The sequence below is a fragment of the Neochlamydia sp. EPS4 genome (assembly GCF_000813665.1).
GTDB lineage: Bacteria > Chlamydiota > Chlamydiia > Chlamydiales > Parachlamydiaceae > Neochlamydia.
Genome location: NZ_JSDQ01000065.1, coordinates 1 through 24,966 on the forward strand (window position 1 = coordinate 1; position 24,966 = coordinate 24,966).

Sequence of the window (24,966 nt, forward strand, 5' to 3'; positions counted from 1 at the left end):
TATTTAGATAGCATACTCTAAATCCACCCTTTTTACCTTTAGAAGATGATTTCAAACGAGCTTTCCTTATTCCCCCAGTCCCAATAATTACATCGCCTTGCTCTGGGTTTTCGGCTAAGCTTTTTTTGAAATCTTCAAAATCTTCCTTCTTTAGCTTTCTTTTCTTTATGAGCCTTGCAATCTCTTCTTCGAAAATTTTTGTCTGTACAATATTTCTTATCATAATCAAATTATACTACCTTGTAGGGTAGGGAGTCAAATGCTTTTTATTCTGTATTGTCTAGGTTATCAGCCATTCTAATATGCCATCTTTATAATCAACTTATTAAACTATCAGTTTTAATGTGCTTGCCTTTATAGGCCTTTTTTGGAAAAGTACTTTTTTAGTACTTTAAAGTTTGCGTAAAGCATTTAATCTAGAAGAGATAGATTGTACAAGTCATTTTCTAGCGGAGGCAGGATAAAATTTCGCGACAGATTATGGCTTGCTGCTGATGTATTTGATTTCTTTATACAAGCTTATAAATCTCGAGCAAATCCTGTTAGAGCTCCTATATTTTAGTTAACACTCCTGAACGCATACGAACAATAACGCATAAGAACACTTTATGCTCAAGCTAAACAAGTTGCATAAAACTAAAATATAAAATATTATTTGGGTTGTAAAAGAATCATAAAATTGGAGGAAATTAATTACCACTTTCAAGGTTATAAGGGCTCATTTTTTTCCGTAACATAGTATTAAATTAACCAAAGAGGTCATTATGTCTATGAATATTCGAGAAGATTTTTCTGCAATCCAACGGTTTGAAAAGCTAGGAGGTTGGGAAACCCTTAAAAAACAATATGTCACAACTTCTTACCTAGAGGCGGGCGCTCAGGAGCAAGCTGCTCAAAAGATGCAAGCCCACATAGAGGACCGCGATATAGTCGACTATGCCAGCTACCGAGAAGCAATTTTAAGAATATTTCCCTCTTCTTATTTTAATCTAGACGCAGGAATAGAAGGTAGGATAGCGAAAACGGCTACTGATGGTTATACCTTTACCGCGAAATGGTGCGAATTTATAGTCACGCAAAAAACAGCTCAGGTGCCTACAGGGTTAGAGAAGTCGCAAAAGTGCAAGATTGCTATTAAAGCGCCTGGCAGTCGCAAATTAACTTCCGATATTGATACTTCTATTCTGACCACGTTTACAGGAGAAAACTCTTTTTTTGAGCATGCAGAAGCAAGGATTAAAAGGGAAGGGCTCGATTATGAAGGACGCATTACCAACGCTATTATTGATGGTTTCTATAGTATTTCGGAAGAGCTATTTAAAATGGCCTCTGCTTCCCAGCGAGATTCTAATGCTTATACAGATACCATAGCCAAAGATAAAGAAATCTATCCCAAATTTCTTCACGATGAAGAAAATAATCCCTCAATTCAAGGAGAGAGGCTTTTTTCTGAAGAAGAATTTACCAAAATATTTAAAGAGTATAAATATCAAAAACACGTTCAAGAAATGGCGGCAAGTTTATTTTCCCTACGTTGTAGCTTGGAAGAAAAGGAATGGCAAGCATTTAAAGATCTTGTTAAAAAAAGGTTAAGCAAAATCCTTAAATCAGAATTGCCTAATGATGTACAAGAAACCAACCTCTCACTCTGCCAGCAGGATTATGATACCATTTTTCAAGAGGTAGAAAACATACACAGTCACCATTTAACCAAACTTAATGATAAAATACGTGAGCTAAGCCAATTAGATCCTCCACCAGTACGTGAAGAAGACATTACAATTGCCGCTCTTAACAGGCTCTATGTTGAACATTTAGAACAATGTACAGAGTGCTATGAACAAATCCTAGATTTAAAGAGTAAAAAGAAGCCTTTAATGGATGAATTAGAGGCAAAAAAGCAAACATTAGATAAAAAGTTGGCCGACTTAAAAAAATTAGACCATAACAGTGACGATGAAGATATCCAAGAGCTGATTGAAATAAAGCAAAAGAACTGCGCTGTATTGGAAGAAAGTTGCCGTAAGTTAAAAGATTCACTACACCAAAACATTATAAAAACAGCTCAGCTGCAAACAGAGCATCAATTTCGCCAAATCCTAGCAAGCACATTTGCTAATGAAGCTTATGTGTGCCGCTCTGCTGTGCATCATGTCGTAAATGGACAGAGCGGTGCCACAGACCTTCTTATCTCCCAACAAACTTTACTAGGCTCAGCTCTCCAGCAAGTAGGCTTTAAGCTTTTACATAGTAAAGAATTAACACATAAAGGTTACTCTCCTGAAGAGGTCGCTTATTATACAGCCAAGTATGGACAGCGGCTTTTTAACCTTATTTTTAGTGGACGCAATGCAGAATTAGATGATGGGATCATAAAACGTTTAGCCCAAGGTAAAAAAGGAAAGGATTTGCCCGAATTTACCTATCTTAAAGCTAAACAGGTAAGAGACAATGCTTATAGCACTTTTAAACGGAAAGAGTTAGCTCTTCTAAATGATCAAGCAAAAATCATCCAGCGTATTAAATTAAACCCTACAATTTTAGATGCTGAAAAGCCTAGAAAAACGCTTGAATTAATAAAAAAATTAAGCACTCTTTCTAGCGAAGACGAAAAAACGCATTATTTTGAACATGAGAAAAAGCTCTATTTATCGATTAGCGCTAAATTAATCGGTCTGGTTGGCGCTTCTAGATTAGAGCAAAAAGGCTATCTATGGGGGGGAAACTCATGCATCCCTTTTAAAGCTGAGCAAAAGAAAGAGATAGAATCTTTATCATTAGCTCCTCTTTCTAACACAAAATCTCCCCTAAGTTCTACCCTTCTCGAAGCTACCGCTGAAGGGAGCGCTACAGATGAACATCATAGGATAGGCGCACGTGCAACAAACTTAGTGATGGCTGGAGAAGGAGGAGAGGCAAGAGTGAACCACATGGACCAAGACCCTGATTCTCAATCCGCAGTGGTAGCAAATCCTCCTAAAGAAGCAGCCCAAAGTTTAGCCGAGGGGGTGTTTAGAAATCACCCAAAGTGAGCAGCCCATCAGCACAAAGCTCTGCTGATGGGTTAGGTTATCGTGAGCGCAACAGTCTTACAGAGCCGTATATACCTCTTGATCCCGATTTGCAAACCAAGTCTGGACCAAACACCGCCCAGGCTGTTGCTAGTCAAATCCATTTAGAGAAATATGCACAAATGGTTGTCCAATCTGTTATTCATCAATACAATGGGCAGCCCGTGCCTCCAGCAACCCTAAATCCACAAAGTCTTGTTAGCTCTCTTCGAAGCCTTTACCTTTCTCAAAAAAACCTTTCTATTTTTAGGATTAAAGCAGAGCAAGGGTGGGAATTTAAAGTTCCTTTAGAAGAAATTTATGTACGCTTAGGGATCATTGAAAGCAAAGAAAGAAGATTGCGTGACCAAGTACTTAATAAACATTCCGATTACATACAAGATGATCGTATTCCAACTTTTAAAACCATCCCCAAACCTATAAAGAATATTGAAATTGAAAAACTTTTCGAACATGAAAACCTTGAAAAAAAAGATAAAAAAAGAATTTATATTCAAGGTGCAGCAGGAATTGGTAAGAGCACCTTATGCCACTACATTGTTTATCGCTGGGCAAAAGAGGAGCTATGGCAAGGTATCTTTTCCTATCTTTTTTGGATTCCTTTAAGAAACCTTACTTTAAGGAAATATCCCGATGATAAAGAGTATACTCCCGCTGATCTTATTGCCAGAGAATATGCAGATAAAATTGATTCGAGAGTGATTGAGGTTTATATAAAAGATGCTGCTTTTCTAGAAAAAACCCTGCTTGTGTTAGATGGTTATGATGAACTCTCAGCAGAGGCTCAAGGAAATACAAGTCTTGCTAGAGCCTTTAACAAGCTAAAAGAGTTATTTCCCCATATTCTAATTACCTCAAGACCTGGAAGCTGCTCTTTTGACCGTTCTTGTGAGCTAGAGCTTTTAGGCTTTGATAAAGAAGGGGTCGAACGTTATATCGATAACTTTTTCAAACAAGTGCAAGCAGAAGAAAAAAACAAAAACTTTACCAACTATTACAAAGGTCTCCCCAAGTTTCAAGTCTTGCGCGAATTCCCATTAATTTGACTCTTCTTTGTTGCCTCTTTAATGAAGACCCAGAGATTTTTGATTCTAATCAATCCATTACGATGACTGCTATTTATGAACGGATTGTTAATTGGATGTATAAATGGTTTCTTTTAAGAAGGATTGACCAAGGCAAATCTAATCAAACCAAGGAGAAAATTCTTACAGAAAAAAACCTTCGCCACAATCAAGAAGTAGCCAAAATTGCCACAGCTTTTGAAGAAATGGCTGATTTTGCCATGAAAAACAATACCCTTTATTTAGGAAAGCAAGAGATCGATGACTTTAGAGGCGACGCAATCACATCCAATGAGCTTGCCGATTGTGGACTTATCCGCATTCCGGAAGAAAAAGGGTATTTTATTCACTTAACCTTTCAAGAATTTTTAACTGCTTCAAAATTTGCCAATCAATATCTTAAAGGAAAAAATCGACAAGCATGCCAAAATTTTGTGCGCAATTACAAATTTGAACCCCACTATATCCCAGTTTTGCGCATGATTGCCGGCTACCTTTCTTTGTCTACTTCACGTAATCGACGTTATTTAGATTCAAACCCGCTACAGCTCTTTTTTAATGATCTCTTTGCTGAGCCTCAGGAGCTAGCTGGCAGGAGCGAACTCCCGTTAATTGCGGAGTGCTTTGAGGAGTGTCAAAATCCTGCTCAGGTGAGGCAGTACGAGGGCTTCATAAAAAGAGTGAAAGGCTATATTACACAACCCTCTTTATCAAGCTTAGACTTTGGACGATTGATCAGAAATAAAAATCTTCTTCATCATCCTACAATAATACATACTATCGTAGAATTGCTATCCGCTCCCCAGACAAGAAAGCATATGCTAGACATTTTAATAAATACCATAGAGACAGGGCAAAGATTACCCCCAGAAATAGTGAGATTTATTGCCGAGGTTCTTAAGAATTGTGATAACTATTATGCTGATAAAAAATTTGTTGTTAATGCCGTTTATGTTTTAGAAGAAGCCGTACGGCAGGGAGGAGAGCTTACTATGGAGGCTCTAGATGCTCTCACCCAAGTTATCAAGGCAGGCGAGTATAGTGCCCAAATGTTTGCTGCTGAGACTCTACAACTAGCGGCTCAGCAAGGCGGGGAGTTTGCTAAGAAGGCGCTAGATGTCCTCCTCCAAGCTCTCAAGGAAGGCGATTATGGTGCCAAAGAGCATGCTGCCGATGCTCTAGCAAGTGTGGCATCAAAAGGAGGGGAGTTTGCTAAGGAGGCGCTAGATGCTGTCATGCGAATTTTTAAGGAGGATGATCCTAATGCCAGAAACAATGCTGTCCATTCTCTAGCAATAGTGGCAAAAGGAGAAGGGAAGTTTGCTAAGGAGGCACTAGATGCTCTCATGCGAATTCTCAACGAGGGTGATCCTGATACTAGAAAGCATGCAGCCAATGCTTTAGGAATAGGGGTGCAACAAGGAGGGCAGTTTGCTAAGAAGGCGTTAGTTGCTCTCATCCAAGCTCTCAAGGAAGGCAATTATGGTGCCAAAAAGCATGCTGCTACCTCTCTAGCAGTGTTGACGAAACAAGGAAGGGAATTTGCTAAGGAGGCGCTAGTTGCTCTCGTTGGGATCCTCAACGAGGGTGATCCTGATACGAGCAAGCATGCTGCCAATGCTCTAGCAATAGGGGTGCAACGAGGAGGGCAGCTTGCTAAGAAAGCGCTAGAAGCTCTTCTTCAAGCTCTCAAGGAAGGCAATTACGGTGCCAAAAAGCATGCTGCCGCTGCTCTAGCAATAGTGGCACAACTAGGGGGCGAGATTGCTAATGAAGTGTTTGATGATCTCATCCAAATTCTCCAGGAAGGCGATCGTGATGCAAAAATATTTGCTGCTGAGGTTTTAGAGGTAGTGGCACGGCAAGGGGGCGAGATTGCTAAGGATAAGCTTATGAATTTAGAGACCTTTCGTATTTACCCTTTTATATTTCCTGCCTTTGAGGAACAACAAGAACAATCTAATCATTCTATAAGGCACACTAGCGTATATGAAGAAATCGCTTTAAAGATATTCAACGAATTAGGGTTGCAGGATTTGTGCCACGCTAAACTAGTATGTAAAGAGTGGAAGCAGTTAATTGAGCAAACTGATGGATGGAGAAGGTTTCATTCAAAGAATTTTAAGGGTAATTCACCAAAACATCATTTGCAGGCAACCGATCAAACAAATCATTTACAATCCTCTCTCAGCCACTGGAAGAAACCTCAAATAGCTGAATTGTTATGGCATGATTCCTCAACTATTATTAGTGACTCAGTAAAACTAAAAGTAAATACTGTAGCTGCCTATCTACATAGAGAAGGCTTTGAATTAAAAGGTGTTCCAAGTGATGGCGACTGCTTTTTTAGCGCTTTTCTAGGAAGCTACGGCCACCTTTCTAGAAAAATTCCTTTGCTAGAAGATCACCACGATAAAATTTCTTATTTAAGGCAAGTGCTCTCAGGCATTGTTAAACACACAGACAGTAAAAGAGCAGAAGAAATAATAGAAAAAGGAACTTGGGTAAGCGGCTTAGGCGAAGGAGATAGGCTGGCTTCGGCTTTATCTATTCCTATAAGGCTAGTGACTGTCAACGAAGAACATTTGAAGTGCGGTGTTTATGATAGCCTGATCTTTCCAGAAGCAGGTTTATCTGAAGAAGATAGATCTCAGGAGTGGAAAAATACCCCTCAGGAAAAAAGACCTAAAGAATATATTGTTATTGTGGATTTAGGCGGTCATTTTATTTATGCTCAAAAGCCTTAAAGCAAGATAAAGCCCCAAAAAAATTGTGTGGAGGTTTAAGTTGACGAAGCAAAGGGTACATTCTTTTCCTTAAAAAAGAGAGATGAATAAAACTCATAGGCCAAATAGTGCTTTTGCTGTTTTTAAGGATCGGGAAGATACAAAAGCCTATCCCGATAGCAGACTAAGTCTACACAGCCCTCAGCTTATTTACCAAATTCCTCAGACTAAGAGGTGTCTATTAAACCTAATTCTATAATTTTTAAAAGTAGTTTTTATTAAGAAGATTTTGTAGCCATAGGACTATTGGATAGAATTCCTGAATATTCTTTATGGCCAAAAACATTGACTCGTGCATTTTTTCGATGATGAGGCTTTGGTTTCACCACAATATCAATATCCTGCCCGAGTAGGCTTAAGAAATGTATTAGGCGTTCTATGGAGAAACCTCCCAGCTTTCGATGCAACAATGCAGATACTTTGGGTTGATTGATTTGCATAAGTGTTGCAGCTTTCTGCTGGGTAAGCTTTCTTTTTTTTATGATATTGTCAATTTCCCATGCCAATTCGGCTTTAGTAAGTTCTTCTTCTGCGTTAGCAACTCCAATATCTGCAAAAATATTGTCACTACTAATTTCAAACTCACTTCTTTCTATCTCTTGTTGTTTTTTTTTAATGACCATGTCAGTCAACCTCTTAATTTAAGTGTGTCAAGCCATTCTTTATATTTTTGATGGGCAGTTCTCAATCTTTGCTCAACTAGATCAATCTCTTGCTTTGGAGTTTGGATGCCAGTCTTTGATTTTTTTTGAAAAGCATGAAGAATAATAACAGCTTTTTCCATTTGAACCGTATACACTGTTCGATAGGTACCTCGGGCATCACATTGGATGATTTCAATCACAGAACCACCTCCAAATCCCTTAAGAGGTTTAGCGTCTCTATGTTTTTCACCTTTTTGAGCAATGTATAAAGCATGGCCCATCTCGTTCTTCACTCCATCAGGAAATTCCATAAAGTCTTTTTTGCTAGATCCCATCTAGAGAATCGGTTTTTTTTGATCCATTGTCTCTCTACCTATATATTATCCCAAAATTGGGATAACCCCTCCAGAGGAATCTAATAGCCAATCATAAAAAAGATTTAGACTTTCTCTAAAGTCCTCAAGATATTCCCTGAAAATATTTTTTATTCCTTTGGATATATCGAATCGACGAGCTAGCTTTTATTTTTCTGTCAGGACTATTTACTTTTTAATTTATTAATTTCTTTCTTTGCTTGTCTAGTGAGTATTATTGCATGCTGACATTTACCATGTAGCGCTCCATTGGACTAAATTGCTTTAGTGAGCCAATTCTTTTCCTTGTGAGTAACGAATAAAAAGTGCTTCTGAAAAAACTTTTAAGCTTACTAATAAGCTTGATTGTAAATGAAAGTTTAAAAAAAAGAGGTGATACACAAAAATTTGTTGACTAGATTTTTGTAAATTACTCATAGTGAACCTATCAAGCGTACAAGGTTTTAAACAAGCTTACAAGGTTTTAAATATGGTTAATTATCTTGCACTCTCTAAAGTTGATGTACCTGGCGAGCTCATCCAAAGTACATCAAGGCAATTACCTTTCTATGTTTCAACGAAAGATAAAGAAAAAACGACTCAATTGCTGAGGCTTTTTAAGAACACGAGCGAGGTAATGCCTTCTCGTATGGCTGAGTTATCTTTACCATCAGAGCATCAAATGTTTACTATTCGTTTAATTGATAAACTGTTTTTTGAAGCAATAAATGAATATCGACAAAGCTTTATTTATGCTACTGCCAAGGACATGAGCTATGTGCCTCTAGAAGATGGAAGCAATTTTACTTATGCTATGTGTGTAGGAGCTTGCCAATTTGCAACGAAAACACCAAATCTTCCAGTTGTTAAACAAATTATCGGGCCTATTCTTATGCTTTCTGGAGCCATATGGGGGATCTTAAAGAAAGACCGGTTTGCACGGATAAAAATAGCACAAGAGAAAAGCCTTCATAGAAAAAAGTGGTTTAAAGAAGTATTGATAAAAGAAGAGTTGCGCAAGCAAGCTGCTGTAGAATTAATTAACAAGAGAGCAAGAAATCTAAAAAGACAAATTGAAGAGCTAGGCGATGATTTAGTAGACGATGCCCTCATTGATGAGCTAAAAATACTAGATAAGTTCATGCATTACTTTTCTCCTAATACCCCTCTTTTGTTAGACGATATTCCTTTCAAAGAGTATATGGAACAAAAAGAAATAGATTAAAGAGAAAAATTAATTTAAATTGCAAAATACTAAGTTAATATAAGTTTTTTGTTTAAATGAAAAAGGCTTCAAAATCCTAAAATTATTTTTTCTAAACTAAAATTTAGGATAGAAGCTATGGAAAAGCAAATCATAATGATTTACTGCCTTTTTGACGAATATACTCAACCGCTTAATTATCATGATTGGCCAAATACTCGTTGGTCTTCATCTGAAGTCATGCTAATCCTCATTCCACGAAGGCGATTTTTTTATGAAAATGTAAGCAAAGCTAATTCCTTTGTGCTTGGCTATGTTTATATCAAGAAATTCTTTAACTCGAATATCTTGGATCACCGGATTTACAGAATTTTCTCCCGGAGGAAAAGCTTCTTAAATTTATCCAAAGTTGGGAAAAAGTTAATGGATTGCCTTTTGGACATATGGTAGATGAACTTCCTGTTTCTGTATGCAGGAATATTCGAATTCACATGTGCTGTGTTTATCAAGGTAAAGAATTTAGAGAATGTAAGATCAGGTAGCAAGAATGTTTTTAGGAGATAAAAGCAAATGAGATTAGTACAGCAGAAGAAAGCCTTCGGCAGGCGATTCTTTGTCCTAAAAAAACATGATAATGTTCGTTTTAAATACATGGACATTGATTTGCCGTGGGAAGCAGAGTTTACGGAATTTGGCATATCGTGATTACACCCATGAAGAAAAGTTGCCTAAAGAAAAGGAATTTAACTTAATGGCAGAAAGGCAAAACCATTTTACCAAATCTATAGAAGTGGAAGATTATGTGTGATCAAAATACTTTCGAAGGAAACAGAGAAAGTACGTTTAGGCAATTGTCTAAATTTTTCCTAGAAAGATTCATGTTAGCCCTTTAAAAAAGTTGAAGTAATAACCTTGTGTTTTATTATTGCTTTTGTCACTAACATAATTAAAACTTAATAATTTGCAAATTAAATTAATTATTTAAACATTATGATTCCCCAAATTAATTCCACTTTTTTTTCAAACGAACTTTCTTGCTCTCATGATAAGAGGAAAAAGGACAAGCTTTATTTCCTTCTCTCTTTTATTTGGGGGGGTAGTTTAGGAGCAGCCTGTCATTCTTTCTTAAGAAGTAAAAGGGTATTTCCAATTCCGCTGACAATAGGAATTTTAGCCGCGAATTGGATTATTTTTCCTTTTAAGCCTCGAGATGAATTTAACTATCCTGATATGAAAAGCAAAGAAAAAGCTTATCGCATTATGACTTTTGTGCTAGGTATATTAACAGGGATATTTGTTTCTCTTCTATTTAACATTTCTGTTGATGCTGGGGAAAAACAAAGAAATAGTCTTTCTCTTTTATTGTTTTGCGAACCGATAGCAATCTTATCAATTAATCTTTTAGCTAACTATTTGTTATGGAAACGACCAGCTTCTAACAAGAAACTCAACGGTTATATTTTAGCGAAAACCTCAGTTTATTGGGGCGTTGAGAAAGTAAATCAGGTCTTCAAATATTTCACGCATTTGCCAGCAAATTTTTTGAAAGGACCCTCGGAACAAGTCTTACCTAGGATAAAACTTGAAGAGTTTGAGGCTTTAAAAAAGGAACACACTCAAATAGCTGCAATATTTGGTTATCTCAAAATCTTAATTGAAAATGATGTTAGGCTCCGTACTTCTCTTCAGGCAAGCTATAGTTGGCTCACTTTTCCAAAGATGAATAAATCCCAACCGTTTGAAAACCTCCTCGTCGAAGAGTGGATAATTGAGATGCAAAAGAGGGCTTATTGGATGAGTATCATAACCTATACAACCGAATTTTTGGAAAGCAATCCTATTTTCCGTGAAAATCTCATAAACAGTTTAGCCGAAGAAAATACTGAAAAAGCTAGAGAAGCTTTGCATTTTTTAAATGTGCATTGCATTAAACCTTAAAATTTGTTTAATTAATAAAAAATTTTCGTTCAAATAGAGCCGTTACAGTCATGTCGAAGCAAATTAAGAAGAGTTTAAAAACATGCTAATGCCTAAAAAATTATCGTTGGAAGCTGATCTAAATGCTTTAAAGGAAAAGGGGATAAAAGAGTTTAATTTTAATGGTTATCAATGGGGTGATCAAGAACTATTTTTGCTAGCAAAATATTGCCCTCAAATTGAGTCTCTCCATTTTTCATGCGAAATTTCTGACGAAGGTTTAAAGTCTTTAGCTCTATTTCTCAAGTTATCTAGTTTATCAATAGACCCGGCTTATAGCTTAAGTGAGGACGGTATCCTTGTTTTGGGCTCCCTTCCTCATTTAACTCATCTGCAACTTAATAACTGTCAAATCGATGAGCGTTTTGCCAAATGCCTTTCTTCTTCTCAAACACTTTTATCGCTCGATCTTAACAACTGCGAATATTTAATAGATCATGACCTTGAAACTTTATCTGGCTTGAAGCAACTGCAATTTTTATCTCTTGGTAATCAACCAGGATTGACAGATGAAGGATTAAAATGGATACAAAAACTTCAGTCTTTAAGTTATCTATGCCTTGCAAGGTGTACAAATATTACTAATAAAGGAATATCTTATTTAGCTTCTCTAAAGAATTTATTAGTTTTAAACCTCAAGGGGACGCATATCAATGATCAGGGGCTACAAACAATCGTCGCTCTTCCTCACCTGGAAGGGCTTTTTTTAGAAGAATGTGGGCAAATTTCGGATCAAAGCCTTAAAATTGTTGGAACTATTCATTCACTTAAAGAACTCTATTTGGAACACTGTGAGACAATTACTGATAAAGGTATTTCCTATTTAAAATTTTTGAAACAATTGGAACGTTTAAATTTAAGCGGCTGTGATATTACAAATACCGCTTTAGAAACTATTGGCACTCTATCATCCCTTATTTATTTGAACCTTAAAAGTTGTCATCAGCTCACAGATAAGGGTGGTCAGCCTCTCTCTCAGCTACATAATCTTAAGGAATTAGATCTTTCTTATTGTCAAGATATTGGCGATTTCACCATGGCCCATTTTAAATCTCTACCCCAACTTGAAGTTCTAAACTTACATGGATGCCTACTTATAACAGATGAAGGCTTAAAGGAAATTGCGCAGATAAGAAGTTTAAAAACTCTTAATTTGCGCAATTGTAGCAAAGTATCTGATGAAGGGTTCTGCTCTTTTAAGCAATTAACACACCTTACAGATCTTGACCTCACTTATTGTCAAAATATTAGTGATGCGACACTTGCCTTTATTAAAACCCTTTCTTGCCTTGAAAGACTTGTTTTATGGGGATGCAAAAAGATAACGGATAAAGGATTAAAGCACCTTAGCTTTTTAGAAAATCTAACGGAGCTTAATATCACTGGTTGCTATATGTTAACTGAAACAGGAGTTATAGCGCTTGTGCAAAATTTAAAAAATTTGTCCCGTCTTTATATGAAAACATCTCAAAATATTTCTCCTGTCTTAGGAACCACTCTTAGAGAGATACGACCCGACTTAGAAATAATTTTCTAAATTTAACCTTAGGAAAAAGTGAGAATATGACGCTAAATCCATTAAATCATCTAGATTCTTTGACAAACCCTCCTATCCTAACCCAAGAAAAGAAATTGACTAGAGACAATGCAGTAGAATTTCTTCGTGCTTTGGTTCCTCTCACCTTTCCCTTTAAGGATGAAAAAGGATGCTATATCCAGCTTTTCAAATTAGCAAATTATGGAATGATTGGCGTGATACAAAATCCTGAAAAGGATTTTTCTGTTATTCCAAAGAATAAAATTCGATCAGCATTTGATCCAGAACTTAAAGGCCACAGCTTGATGGCACGAATTGAAAATATTTCTCAAAGGAGGTGGGATTTTGTTTTTGATGCTCTTGATAGAGAACTTCTCATCTTGCCCCACTTAGAAGGGGCTGGTCGTTTTAGCAAAAATCTTCAAATTAGGCATATCAAAACAGGGAATGCAAGCCCTGTATCGCATTTAACAAAAGAAGAGCTCGTCAACAGATTTGAAGAAAAAGTGAAAGCTGGAAAATTTACAACTTCAGGCCCAGATCCAGCCAATGGGAAAGGAGCATACTATAATAAAAAAACAGGAGTTTTTTACCACATTGATCATCATAATCGGTTCGGAGAGCCTTCTCATATAGATGTATATCGAGATAATAAGCATCCTAGGTATAAATCACCGGTTGAATTTAGAGATAAATGGAGGTTTGCTTATAAAAAAGATCCTGATAAAAACTTTAAACCCGACCCTACACCAGGAAAGGCTCAATTTCATGAAACTTTACAAAAAACAGGGCTGACAAAGTCGTTTAACTCCTGTCACCAAGATCATCCAGCTCCTATAAAAGGAGGGGCAAGGGGTGAAATTGGAGGCGTCGGCTGCTCTGTCGAGTTAATTGAGGGGCTCTTCGATTCTCCTGAATCGCTATTTACAACGGAGCATGCCTTCTTCATCCCGGCTTTTGAAGGAGAGGATGTGCCCTTTAACAGCCAAGAACTGAAACAAATCCTTCAAGAGCTTGCTTATGGAATCTATGTTCATGATACTGTCCCTTTCTTCAGCCTACATTTTAATACAAATGCCAACTTGTATCCTGTCATCCATCCTGCTTATGAAAATACTCTTGTGGGCCAGGTTTTTAGCATGCTTGATTATTTTATGAAAGGCTATCTCAATGGAGGAGTTTTTAAGGAAACATTTATTCACGAATGGCAAAAAAAACCTGCTCCAATTTCCATTGACAGCTCTACGCTACAGCAATTGATTAATCTTAAAAGCTATGCCGAAGCGCAACTTAGCGGGGATGGTCAAACCTACAACTCAGTAAGATCTCTACTAAAAGCTTTAGAAATGAGCAGCTTAGAAATAATAAAGGAAGAGCTTAGTGGACGTGTGCATGAAGCTTGGGATGATAGCTATCTAAAGGAAAATCCCATTTTCAATGATTATACAAAATTCACAAACTCCTTTCGAATAATTGCCAAACAAAAAGGGATTTATCAGTCAAAAGGATTATTTGTCCTTAGCCCAGATTTTGATGTTCAATATACCGTTGAACCTCATCCCGATTATCAGCAAGCACTCGAAGAATATTACAAATTAAATGGCTGCTATCCTGCGGCTTACGATAAGCTAATTCAAGTTTATGAATTCATGAAGCAGCAAATTCATAATCACATGGTGAAAATGCCATTTTGCCGTAAATATTTTGCTATGCTAGGAGTAATTAATTTCTTTTCTTATTACTTTATGACCTTGAAAAAACATCGCAAAATTCCTTTTTTACCAGAAGTAGAAGTTAAAGCGGCCAGTTGCCCAACCCTCTTCCCCCCCCTTCCTCTTTTAGAGCCGCGTGAGGAAGAATTAAAAATCAATCTTTTCAAAATTTTTCAAACGTTCGTTAATCAAAGTGAGACCTTAATTGGCCGGTTTCTCTCCCATCAGACAAGCACTATTGAAAACGATCGAATGAAGAGTGATTTTAAAAAAATCCTTCAAAAAGAAATTTATGGAAATGCTTCGCCTTTTCTGCAGCAAGACATGCTAGCTAATGAAACAAAATATGAAGTTCATATCGAGCAATGCACGAGCGAAATAGATATTTTAGAAAACATCAAGAATTTATTTGATCAATGTAAGCAAGCTCTTTTAGAAAACAGTGGGCAAAATTACAAGCTGATAAATGAGATAAACAATAATCCACATATAATCATTCAGCGTTTTTTTAAGGTATTGCCTAGTATATTTAAAAACCAAAATAAACTAGAACCGATTGGGAGACTTACTCTAGACTGTTTCATCTTACCCAGCGAACAATCTGCAAAAGAGATCGAAACGGGTAAAAGAATTGTCGGAGGATGTGGAATGAATACCTCCTCACTAAAAGTTAAACCTTCTTGGATGAGCCATCAAATTTTAGAACAAATGGGGGGAGCATTTCAAAATACCAAAAGGGGAGAGTGTTTAGCAGTTGAAAGTCATCATCCTAATGAACCTAAAGGGATGATTTTTAAACTTGGCTTCGATAATATGAGTCTGGATTTTGGAAAAAATGACCAAGATTTTCCTTTTTTTATTCCTTCCTCTAGCCAACTAATGCGAAAGCTTTTGCAAGCGATTACTCAAGACAACGAAGAAAATTTTGTTGATCTGATTCAAAATGTTGCATTAGATGACATGCAAGACCGCGAGGGTCGTTCTTTACTGCATCATAGTGCAAGTGCAAGAAATCCTGCTTTCACCATTGCTCTGCTAAAGAAAGGCTTATCTCCACATGTAGGCGACAATAAAAACTATCTTCCCGTTCATTATGCTGCCATGCATGGGCATTTAAATCAGTTAGAAGTTTTAACAGAGAAATACCCTCAGACCATAAATGCTGTGAGTAATCAAGGAGCAACCCCTTTAATCGTCGCTATTCAGCACAAACAATCCAAAACAATTCAATGGTTAATACATCGAGGAGCATGGGGCGATGCCATGCTAAATGATGGCTATACGGTACTGCATTGCATTGCTCATCAAGGCGATTTAAAACCTATAAAAATCATATTGGAGCAGTCAGAAAAAGCTGTGAAAATAATTAATGCGGAGACCAATGAAGGCATTACTCCTCTTATGATTGCTTGTGCAGGAGGCTCATATTCCTTAGTCGATTATCTTCTAAAAAAAGGTGCTGATCCGAAAAAAAGGGCAAAAAATGGAAAAACAGCCTTGGATTATGCTCTCAAGCATGATAATTTACAGCTATGCCAACTTTTGACTCTTCAATCAAGCTTGACTCCTTTTACCATTGAGATGGCCATCAAAAAGAATTCGCTAGAGATTAATCAACTTTTAAGCCAGCTTCCTGGCTATCTAGACTATAAAAATGCCATACGAGATACCCCACTACTCATGGCTCTTCGCTATGCTCATCTTCCAGTGGCCATGAATATTCTAAATTTAACTACAGATGTGAGGGATTTAAGTACCAAAAATAAACTCAAAGAATCTCCCATCGAATTGGCCATTAGAGGTAAGTTTTATCCATTTCTTGAAGTTTTATTAGAACGTGGTGCTGAAATTACTCCTCAACGCCTTTTTAAACTTTTGCTGCAAACAGGTTACAAGGGAGGTTCTCCTTTTATTGACTCAATTTTTAAAAACACCCATTTTACTCAAATTGAACTGCAGGATTTGTTATTATCGGCTGCTAAAGCTGGTAATCACGTTGCTATTTCCAATCTCTTAATTCCTCAAGGAGTAAATTTAGACACTATAAAAGATACTAAAGGGTGGAAAATTGAACATTATCTTGCTCAATCTGATGGAATTTATTTATTCAGAAAGCGTTATCAACAAACGAAAGACCCTCTTCAACCTTTAGCAGCAGAAGGAGGCAAAACTCTTCCCTATCTTGCAGGCGAGAATGGAAGTAAGCGAGTTTTTAGTTTCTTGCTTGGGCAAATAAAGAAAAGAAGCTTACCTTTAATCAATCATTATCAAGGAAGACATTTATTTTACAGCGTTTTAGAAAGGGGTGACGTAGATCTCATTCGTTTATTTGTTGAAAAATTTGGTGCTTCTCATCTTGTTAACCAATCAATTGAAAATGGAAAATTTTTTCTCCCTGTTCATCTTGCTGCTCGAAGCATTTCAAGCAAAGTCTTAGGTTATTTATATAGCTGTGGAGCACAATTAAATGTCAAAGATGACCAAGATCGTTATCCTCTCTTTTATGCTGTTCAAAGCAAAAGAGAAGAAAACGTTGCATTTTTGTTAGACGAAAATCATCGCAACCCCATTACTCCAGATGTCATTTTGTGTGCTGCTTCTTTCGCGGAAGAAGAGATATTAGATACACTTGTCAAAGCAGGAGCTGACTTGAATCAGCCAAGCTATTTCACAGGTGATACAGCCCTTTTGCTTGCCATTAAAGCCAAGGACATGAGAGCTTTTTTGAGATTAATCGATAGGGGAGCCTCTTATACTTACCAAAATCAAGAGGGTTGGACACCCTTATTACTCGCAGCCAAAGAGGGTCAAGCAGAAATGTTAGAGATCATTTTGACTAGAAATCCAAATGCTAAGCGAGAAAAAAGAATGGGTCATAACGCCTTACATATTGCTTGTCGAGAAGGCCACGAACATTGTGCTGAAATTCTGATTAACCGTGGATTTTTAATTGATGAAGAAAATGGAGCTAAGCTTACTAGTCTTTCTTTCGCAAACAATCGTTATGCTGTGAAAGCTAAGCTAGGAATTAATCCAGAAAGAGAAAATTATCAAAGATTGACCGAAAAGCTGTATGTTGCCGTTTCTAAGCAAGACCTTGCTTCTATTTTAGAAGTATTACCTCAATGGCCAATTAATACCTATTTTACCATAAATTTAAAGGGGTCCAGCTTGCGAGGTACGCTTTTACATCTCATTTTAAAAGCTTGCGTTTATTCTAAAACTAAACAACTCAATCGTTTAATTATAGCTCTTACTAAAATTAGAGAATTTAATCCTCATTTAATAGATTGTGAGGGCAATTCATATGCGCATTTGATGATCAAAAACACTTCTTTAGATCCAACTCAATTCGATGTGTTTCCTTTGGATACAACCAATCATCAAGGACAAACGCCTTTGCATTTTGCAGCTGTCGCAGATAATATAGAGCTCTTGAAAAATCTCATCAAAAAGCTCGGCCCTACTAAAGTAGATCCTGTAGATCATCAAGAGCTTACCCCTCTTTTTTATGCCATTAAAGAAAATAAACGCGAGCAAGTTAAAGCACTATTGAAAGGGGGCACTAATGTTGAATTCTGTAACGCTTCTGGAATCACACCTTTGATTTTTGCTTGCCTAAAAGGCAATTATCCTATTATTCGTCTCTTAATTAAATTTAGAGCAAATGTCAATCATAGAGCAAGTCACAGTGATAAAAAAGGGAGGAGTTTTTTGACTCCTCTATCGGCTTCGCTCTTATCTAAAAATGAAGAAATTACTCTTTTTCTTTTATTTCGTGGGGCACAATTTAATCAAATGAGCGATGAGGGGCAGTTTATTGGACATATTGCTGCGACTCGCAATAAAATTTACATTTTACGTTTTCTTGCCGAGCAAGGATTATCGATTTCTACTTATGATGATCAAGGATTACAGCCCATTCATGCTGCAGCTTTAGCAGGTAAGATCAAAGCTATGAAATTTTTGCTCTCTCAAGGTATTTCAGTTGAAACTCCTGTTTTAGATACAGAAAAGGCACAGCACACACTTAAAGAAACCACACCCCTCCTTTTGGCAGCCAAACAAGGAACAGTAGAAGCAGTCAAATGGCTTCTTGAACATGGAGCAAACCCACATAAAAGAACTTCTGATGGCGTAGATATTTTGCAAAGCCTTATCGTAAATAGCGCGGGTAATACTCAAAGATTGATCACCCTCTTCCAAGAATATCTGCTAATAAACGACCTTAGCCAGCTGTTACCAGCTATTTGCTTGGCAATTGCAAAGGACTACATTGATCCCGTGAAAATTTTGTATGCAATGGGTATTCCCATTTCTTCACGGCTTGATCATGGATTGACAGGTCTACACTATGCTTGTCAATTCGGTGCTTTGCATGTCACCGAGTTTTTTCTCAAGCAAGGAGCTGACTGGAAACTTTGCGATGATACGGGTCAAATCCCTCTTGAGCTAGCTGCTGCTAATTCATCGCCTGAGCAATTTAAATTGATGCTCGACTTCATTAATCCTTCTTTGGAATATCAAAATAGCAAAGGGGAAACATTAATGCATCTAGCAACACGAGCTGGTAATTTGACTCATGTGATGTTATTAATTGACCAAGGAGCTGATTTTGATATCCAAGATTCACTGGGAATGACACCTTTGCACATTGCCGCTGAAAAAGGGTTTAAAGAAATTGTTGAATTGCTAATGATTTGTGGCGCCAATCCTAAACTCAAAACTAGCTTTAACTCATGTTCTCCACTAGAACTTGCAACAATTGATGTAAAGGAATGTATAGACCGTCTTCTTTTAATTATTACCCAAGCTCCTCAAAACAATACCCCTCTTCATACTGCTGTTCTCGCAAATAACCCTTTAGCTATTCAATTGACGCTTCGACATTTTCCAGTCAATCAAAGAGATGCTTTGGGTAGAACAGCTCTTCACAATGCAGTATATACTGAGAATTTAGAAATTATTCGTCTCCTATTAAACCAAGGAGCTAATGTCCATGAAGAGGATTTAAATGGAGTTACTCCTTTGATAGTAGCTCATAAAGAGGTTATTAACCCAAAGGTAAAGCAATTCCTTGAAAAATTTAGTAGAAATTCTGATTAAATTGAGAAGCTCTCGAATAATTTTAGAATGGCTTTTAAGTAGAAATTAAAATGAGCACTACTCCTTGCTAGGATAAGCATGCGGAGTCGAGTGTTCCATTTTGGGTAAGTCACAGGGGGTGTTCACTTAAATAAAAATAAAAAAGAATCGTAACCCTTACAGTTTGAATATCGCCCTCTCAATGAAAAAAAGATGATAAGAAGGAAAAAATGAATCCTATTGAAATTGATCCTGTGCAATGGCTTTCTGGTACTGAAAGATCTACTTTCCAGCAATTGACAAGTCCTTTAAAAGAAATCCTTGAGCAGTATTTGCATCAAATAAAAGGAGACGAAATAGATATTGTCTCTGTTGCCTTAGGTGCTATTCGGGTAAGTCATGAACCAAATGAATTGTTTCTTAAACAACGGGAAAAATTCTTTGTTTGCCTCCTTTCAAACGCGAAATTTCAAACTCAACCCACATGGAATAAAGTTCTTGAAATTGCTCAAAAAGGATTTTTAGGTGAATTTCTGCATCAGATCGACAATAAAAAAAAAGCCTATCATTCCATTAAAACCCTTATTTCTTTGGTCGATCAATTTCATGCAGATAAGCTGCCTACTTTAATCCATAGAAAACAAAAAAGCCAGCTCTCCAATTCACTTAACATCCCAGAATCTTCTCTAATTCTACAAGCTTACACCCAAATCTATGACTGTCAAACCTATTATGCTTTGCCAAAATTGATTGACGAGTTTTTATCTCATCTCTCAACTCATCAAAAATGGGGAAGCGAAACTTACGCTTGTCTTTTTTACTCCATTAACATTACCTATAACACTAAATTTGATGAATTTGAGAAACTTAAACTGTATAAGACTCTTTTTTCTCTGCATTCTCCAGAACGATTAATGGTGCTTGAGCACCCCTCTGAGGTAGATGTTAAGGAATTTTTGAGTTTATGCCTAAGCCTAAAAAACAAGATAGGGGAAGAATTATTGGATGATTATTTAACTTCCTTAAATCAAACAACTGAATGGACCTTGAGCCAGGCCATAAAAAACTTGAAATTCTTATTAAAAATAAGAAAAAATGATGATTTTTATACCTTAATAGATCAATGGAAAAATCAACGCCTTGAGTGGAATTTTTTAGTTACGCTTTCTAAAAATCAACTTAAGCCAACATCTTCAGATGAGACCTTTTTTCAAGATCCTATTTCGCAGCGTTTGATAAGATTTAAGCGAGATCCTACGATAACGCAGGCTTTAAACGATAGAGAACTACACCTCATTTTTCGTCAGTATCAAACCCTTGAAAAATTATGTACCCACTATAAACAGCTGGAATTTCATGAACTCTTGAAGCAGGCCTACTCAATCCGCAACTTAGCCAAAACAGCTTCCATTAATGAAGAGAATCGCCTTAACTTGATTGCTATCGGTCGTGTCGCCATCTGGCTAGAGTTTGGTATTTATCCTTTTAGTACGCAAATACTTGCGCTTTTGGCTCTTCTGCTTGATGGAAAAAGCCGACAGGGACAAGTTAAAACAGGAGAGGGCAAATCAACAATTATTGCTCTTTGGGCTTTCCTCATGGCTATGGAGTGTCGCGCTATTGACGTTATTACCTCTGCTCGTTACCTTGCAATTCGTGATCACGATAAATTTGCCACCTTTTTTAAAAAATGTGGGATTACCATAAGCCACATTTGCCGTGACCGAAAAAGGCCTGAAGACTTTGAAGCACAGATCCTTTATGGGCCAGCATTTGATTTTGAATTTGCCTGGATGGAAGATATGCTTTGGGGGTCAAAACTCTATCAACAAAGGTTAGAAATTCCCTATATTCACCGCAATTTTGATGTTGTAATGGTTGATGAGTCGGATAATCTTCTAGTTGATAATGCCCAAAATGGGGCAAGGTTGGGTTGTCCAACCACTAATTCTTATGAATGGATTTATGCCCCAATCTTACTTTTTGTACGTGAGCATAAGGAAACAGTGAAAGAAAATCAAAGCCAAGCACTTATTTTATTAAAATCCTTTTTAAATCATACATTAAATCTAGAACAACAAAGAATGGTTAACCAGCTCCAAGATGATCAGCTCCAAACTTGGCTCAGGTCAGCTCATCATGTCTTATTTGAATTAAGCTTGGATAAGGAATATATCATTAAAGTAAAAAAGACTCATCAAGGGCATGCAGAACGAACCATTCAAATTGTTAACCTTGACACTGGGCGAGTATCAGAAAATAGCCGCTGGTCAAATGGAATTCATGAATTTTTAGAGGTTAAACACGACATTCTCGTCGAAAAAGAAACTTTGACTCCTCTTTCCTTGTCTCATGCTGTTTTTTACAAATTTTACCATACAATTACGGCCTTGACAGGTACAGCAGAAAGATTTCAAACTAAAGAGATTTATCACATTGAGAGTTTTGATGTTCCCCCACATCGTCCCTTACAAAGACAAGATTTTCCTATTCTGTTTGTTCCAACAACTGAAAAATATCATTTAACCATCTTACAAAACGTTAAGCAATGCATCCAGATAGGACGCCCCTGCTTGGTCTTATGTGCTACAATTAAGGAGACAAAAGAACTAGCTACACACCTCTTAAAAGAAAAAATACACGCTCAAATTCTAAATGAAGTACAAGAAGAACTCGAACATGTAATTTTAAATCGGGCAGGGGAGGCACGCATGGTAACGATTGCCACAAATACAGCAGGTAGGGGAACAGATATTGTTCTTAGTCAAGAAAGCTTACAAAATGGGGGATTGCATGTTCTGCTAACATTTTATCCAGATTCACAAAGAGTCGAAGATCAAGCAATTGGTCGGGCGGGTAGGCAAGGACAGCCAGGGTCTTCACAAATTATTGTAAATAAAGAATGCCTAGAAATTAAAGAGTTGATCAGCCAACAAGAAGAGGATTTAACAGATACTGTCCTTATCAATTTGCTAAAAAGGCAACGCGATTTAAAGGAAAAAACCTTGGCAACAGTCCAAGTTTTCCAAGCAGAATTGCAGCGCTTTCTAGCTGCAAAAACAGAGCATTTTTTTTCAATTTTTCGACAATGGAGTGATCATGTAGCTCAAGATAGCACCTTAGATAGGTATGCTGAAAGACTTTGCTCCTTAAGAATAGCGTCTAAAAAAAGTATTGATTTTTCTTCTTTGGCTGGATTGGATCTTGTCTTGGCTGAAGAGTGCTTATCTTTATTAATAACCAAAAGAGGACAGCTAGCATGGAAAATTTTTCTAAAAAAAATTGTAGAAAGGTTAAAGGAAAAAGCAATTGAAGAGTGGGTCAAAAATTTCTTCGAAAATGCTGAGGAACAACTAATGCGCATCGCTCATATATTAGGTAAATTAAAATTAGAATTAGATCAAACTTTTGAAGTCAATTTACAAGATGACTCTCAAGCTTTTTCTAATCAGGAGAAAAGAGACTTATTTCACCTTATTACGGAACATTTTTTAAGGAATATAGAAGAGCACACAGAAGCCACAAAAAGAGAAATTAATCAAAAATTTGACGCTCACCAGCTAAAATGGAATAATTATTTCTCTTTAGATGGTTCAGGACTTTTAATTTACTTGAAAGAAATTACAAGCATTAACTTTTTGCCTATTCTAAAAAGATAACTTATACGCTTTTAATCTACTCTTTATGCAGTCACGTACTTCATAAACTCCCTTTTGTTAAGCAGAGGGACATTTTTCAGAAGGTGGGGTATGCAGACTAAGGTGCGCCACGAACTTTGACAAGCCAACGGCGGGTCAAAGATGCTGTACAAGAGATTAGGGAAGGCCCCTAGTAACCGATGACTTAGGCATAGGTTACAAACCACCTTAAGCTGCATGGGTAAAGAGCCCATGTGGTGAGCGTTAAGGAAAAGGTATAGCAAGACTATATCAGGTGAGAGTTAAGGAGACGAATGCAAATGAATCACTGATGACGTGTCGAAAGCATAGGGATGATGTCAAAACTGGGGGGTCTTAGTTAACCCAGGACAAATCTAAGGGAAACCTAATATTAACTGCTTAGATGGCATCCGGCATAAAGGTGACGTGAACTTAACTACAGGCTCTTATACGGAACGTGGGAACCTGTCGCCTTGATGAAAAGGGAGAAGTTCAAATGGAAGCCCCATAAGAACCAGAGTACCGATGCAAGGAACAGGGGCGGAATAGCCCGTAGTAGTGAGGAGACCTCTGTAATGGAGGTGGAGCGAAGGGGACTATATTGTTTAGCTTAAGATTAATCGAACAACTGGAAACAGGAGGAATCGATGAATACAGCAAAGTCGTATTGTATTTCTAAATCCATTGTATGGGAAGCATACAAGAGAGTAAAAGCTAACAAAGGAGCAGCAGGTGTTGACGAAGAGTCTATAGAAGAATTTGAAAAGAATCTTAAAGACAATCTGTATAAACTTTGGAATCGCCTATCGTCGGGGAGCTACTTTCCGCCTCCCGTAAAGATAGTTGCCATACCAAAAAGTGATGGAAAGCTGAGAAAGTTGGGAATACCCACAGTATCAGACAGAATCGCACAGATGGTCGTTAAGCTGTATCTAGAGCCAGAGATTGACCCACATTTTCATCCTGATTCTTATGGGTACAGACCTGGAAAATCAGCGTTAGAAGCCGTAGGAGTCGCTAGACAGAGATGTTGGCGCAACGACTATGTTATTGACCTTGATATCAAAGGATTTTTCGATAATTTAGACCACGAGCTCGTCATGAGAGCCGTAAGGAAACACACCGAAAGCCAATGGATTCTTCTGTATATAGAACGCTGGCTAAAAGCGCCAGAGCAAGATGCAGACGGGAAACTTATAAAAAGAGATAGAGGGACTCCACAAGGGGGTGTAATCAGCCCTTTACTAGCCAATCTATTTCTTCATTATGCCTTAGACGAATGGATGAGGAAATGCTATCCAGGTAATCCATTCGAGCGTTATGCTGATGATATAGTGGTTCACTGTCAAACGGAAGCGCAAGCCAACGAAATAAAGAAAGCTATTGCAGAACGCTTAGCTCAATGCAAACTGGAGCTACATCCTGCAAAGACAAAAATAGTTTATTGCAAAGATGATCAACGAAGAAAAAGATACCTAAACGAGAAATTTGATTTTCTGGGATATACTTTTAGAGCCAGAAGATCAAAGAATCGGTATGGAAAACACTTCATCAACTTTAGTCCCGCAGTAAGCAATAAAGCAAAGAAAGCAATAACGAGTACGATGAGAAGTTGGAAAATGCATCTGCGCAGTGACAAGAAGATTGTAGATTTATCAAGAATGTTCAATCCCATGATAAGAGGTTGGATCAACTACTATGGTAAATATTACAAATCAGAACTCTATCAAATTTTCAATGTTGCAAACCGTACATTAGCAAGGTGGGCGGAAAGGAAATACAAGAAGTTAAGAGGCCACAGCAGAAGGGCAATGCATTGGTTGGGAGGGATCGCAAAACGAGAACCTCAGCTATTTGCTCACTGGAAAATGGGC

The 24,966-nt window shown here is 37.3% G+C and carries 11 protein-coding genes and 1 pseudogene; 9 read left to right on the plus strand and 3 right to left on the minus strand.

Annotated elements, in window-relative coordinates:
* Nucleotides 1-223, minus strand: a pseudogene (locus DB42_RS11610) (hypothetical protein); the annotation flags it as partial.
* Nucleotides 224-764: 541 nt separating this feature from the next.
* On the opposite strand from DB42_RS11610, the gene DB42_RS07055 reads away from it, so the two are divergent.
* From DB42_RS07055 to DB42_RS07065, 3 genes are all read left to right on the plus strand, one after another.
* Nucleotides 765-3,032, plus strand: coding sequence for a hypothetical protein (locus tag DB42_RS07055; RefSeq protein ID WP_044882353.1), 2,268 nt, complete (start codon nucleotides 765-767; stop codon nucleotides 3,030-3,032).
* A complete protein-coding gene (locus tag DB42_RS07060) occupies nucleotides 3,029-4,117 on the plus strand; it encodes an NACHT domain-containing protein (RefSeq protein ID WP_044882354.1) in 1,089 nt (362 codons plus the stop codon). Before DB42_RS07055 ends, DB42_RS07060 begins: the two co-directional genes overlap by 4 nt.
* 62 nt (nucleotides 4,118-4,179) lie before the next feature.
* Nucleotides 4,180-6,882 carry a HEAT repeat domain-containing protein gene (locus DB42_RS07065; RefSeq protein ID WP_044882355.1) on the plus strand — a complete coding sequence of 901 codons (2,703 nt, stop codon included), beginning with the start codon at nucleotides 4,180-4,182 and terminating at the stop codon, nucleotides 6,880-6,882.
* 257 nt (nucleotides 6,883-7,139) lie between these two features.
* Here the strand turns inward: DB42_RS07065 and DB42_RS07070 are convergent, their stop codons facing one another.
* Entirely contained in the window at nucleotides 7,140-7,544 is a 405-nt protein-coding gene (locus tag DB42_RS07070; RefSeq protein ID WP_044882356.1) for a helix-turn-helix domain-containing protein, read from the minus strand.
* Between the two features lie 5 nt (nucleotides 7,545-7,549).
* A complete protein-coding gene (locus DB42_RS07075) occupies nucleotides 7,550-7,876 on the minus strand; it encodes a type II toxin-antitoxin system RelE/ParE family toxin (protein ID WP_202965077.1) in 327 nt (108 codons plus the stop codon).
* A 532-nt stretch (nucleotides 7,877-8,408) separates the two neighbouring features.
* Between DB42_RS07075 and DB42_RS07080 the strand changes: the two genes are divergently transcribed.
* From DB42_RS07080 to ltrA, 6 genes are all read left to right on the plus strand, one after another.
* On the plus strand, nucleotides 8,409-9,143 hold the full coding sequence (locus DB42_RS07080) for a hypothetical protein (protein WP_042238844.1): 735 nt from the start codon (nucleotides 8,409-8,411) through the stop codon (nucleotides 9,141-9,143).
* Nucleotides 9,144-10,352: 1,209 nt separating this feature from the next.
* Complete coding sequence (locus DB42_RS07090; protein ID WP_155117462.1) at nucleotides 10,353-11,060, plus strand: hypothetical protein; 708 nt, start codon at nucleotides 10,353-10,355, stop codon at nucleotides 11,058-11,060.
* A gap of 82 nt (nucleotides 11,061-11,142) precedes the next feature.
* A complete protein-coding gene (locus DB42_RS07095; protein ID WP_044882360.1) occupies nucleotides 11,143-12,636 on the plus strand; it encodes a hypothetical protein in 1,494 nt (497 codons plus the stop codon).
* A 26-nt stretch (nucleotides 12,637-12,662) separates the two neighbouring features.
* Complete coding sequence (locus tag DB42_RS07100; RefSeq protein WP_044882361.1) at nucleotides 12,663-19,454, plus strand: ankyrin repeat domain-containing protein; 6,792 nt, start codon at nucleotides 12,663-12,665, stop codon at nucleotides 19,452-19,454.
* Nucleotides 19,455-19,663: 209 nt separating this feature from the next.
* Entirely contained in the window at nucleotides 19,664-23,092 is a 3,429-nt protein-coding gene (locus tag DB42_RS07105) for a hypothetical protein (RefSeq protein ID WP_044882362.1), read from the plus strand.
* Nucleotides 23,093-23,739: 647 nt separating this feature from the next.
* Nucleotides 23,740-24,966 (plus strand): group II intron reverse transcriptase/maturase (ltrA, locus tag DB42_RS07110; RefSeq protein WP_044882363.1); only part of this gene is annotated, 1,227 nt, incomplete at its 3' end.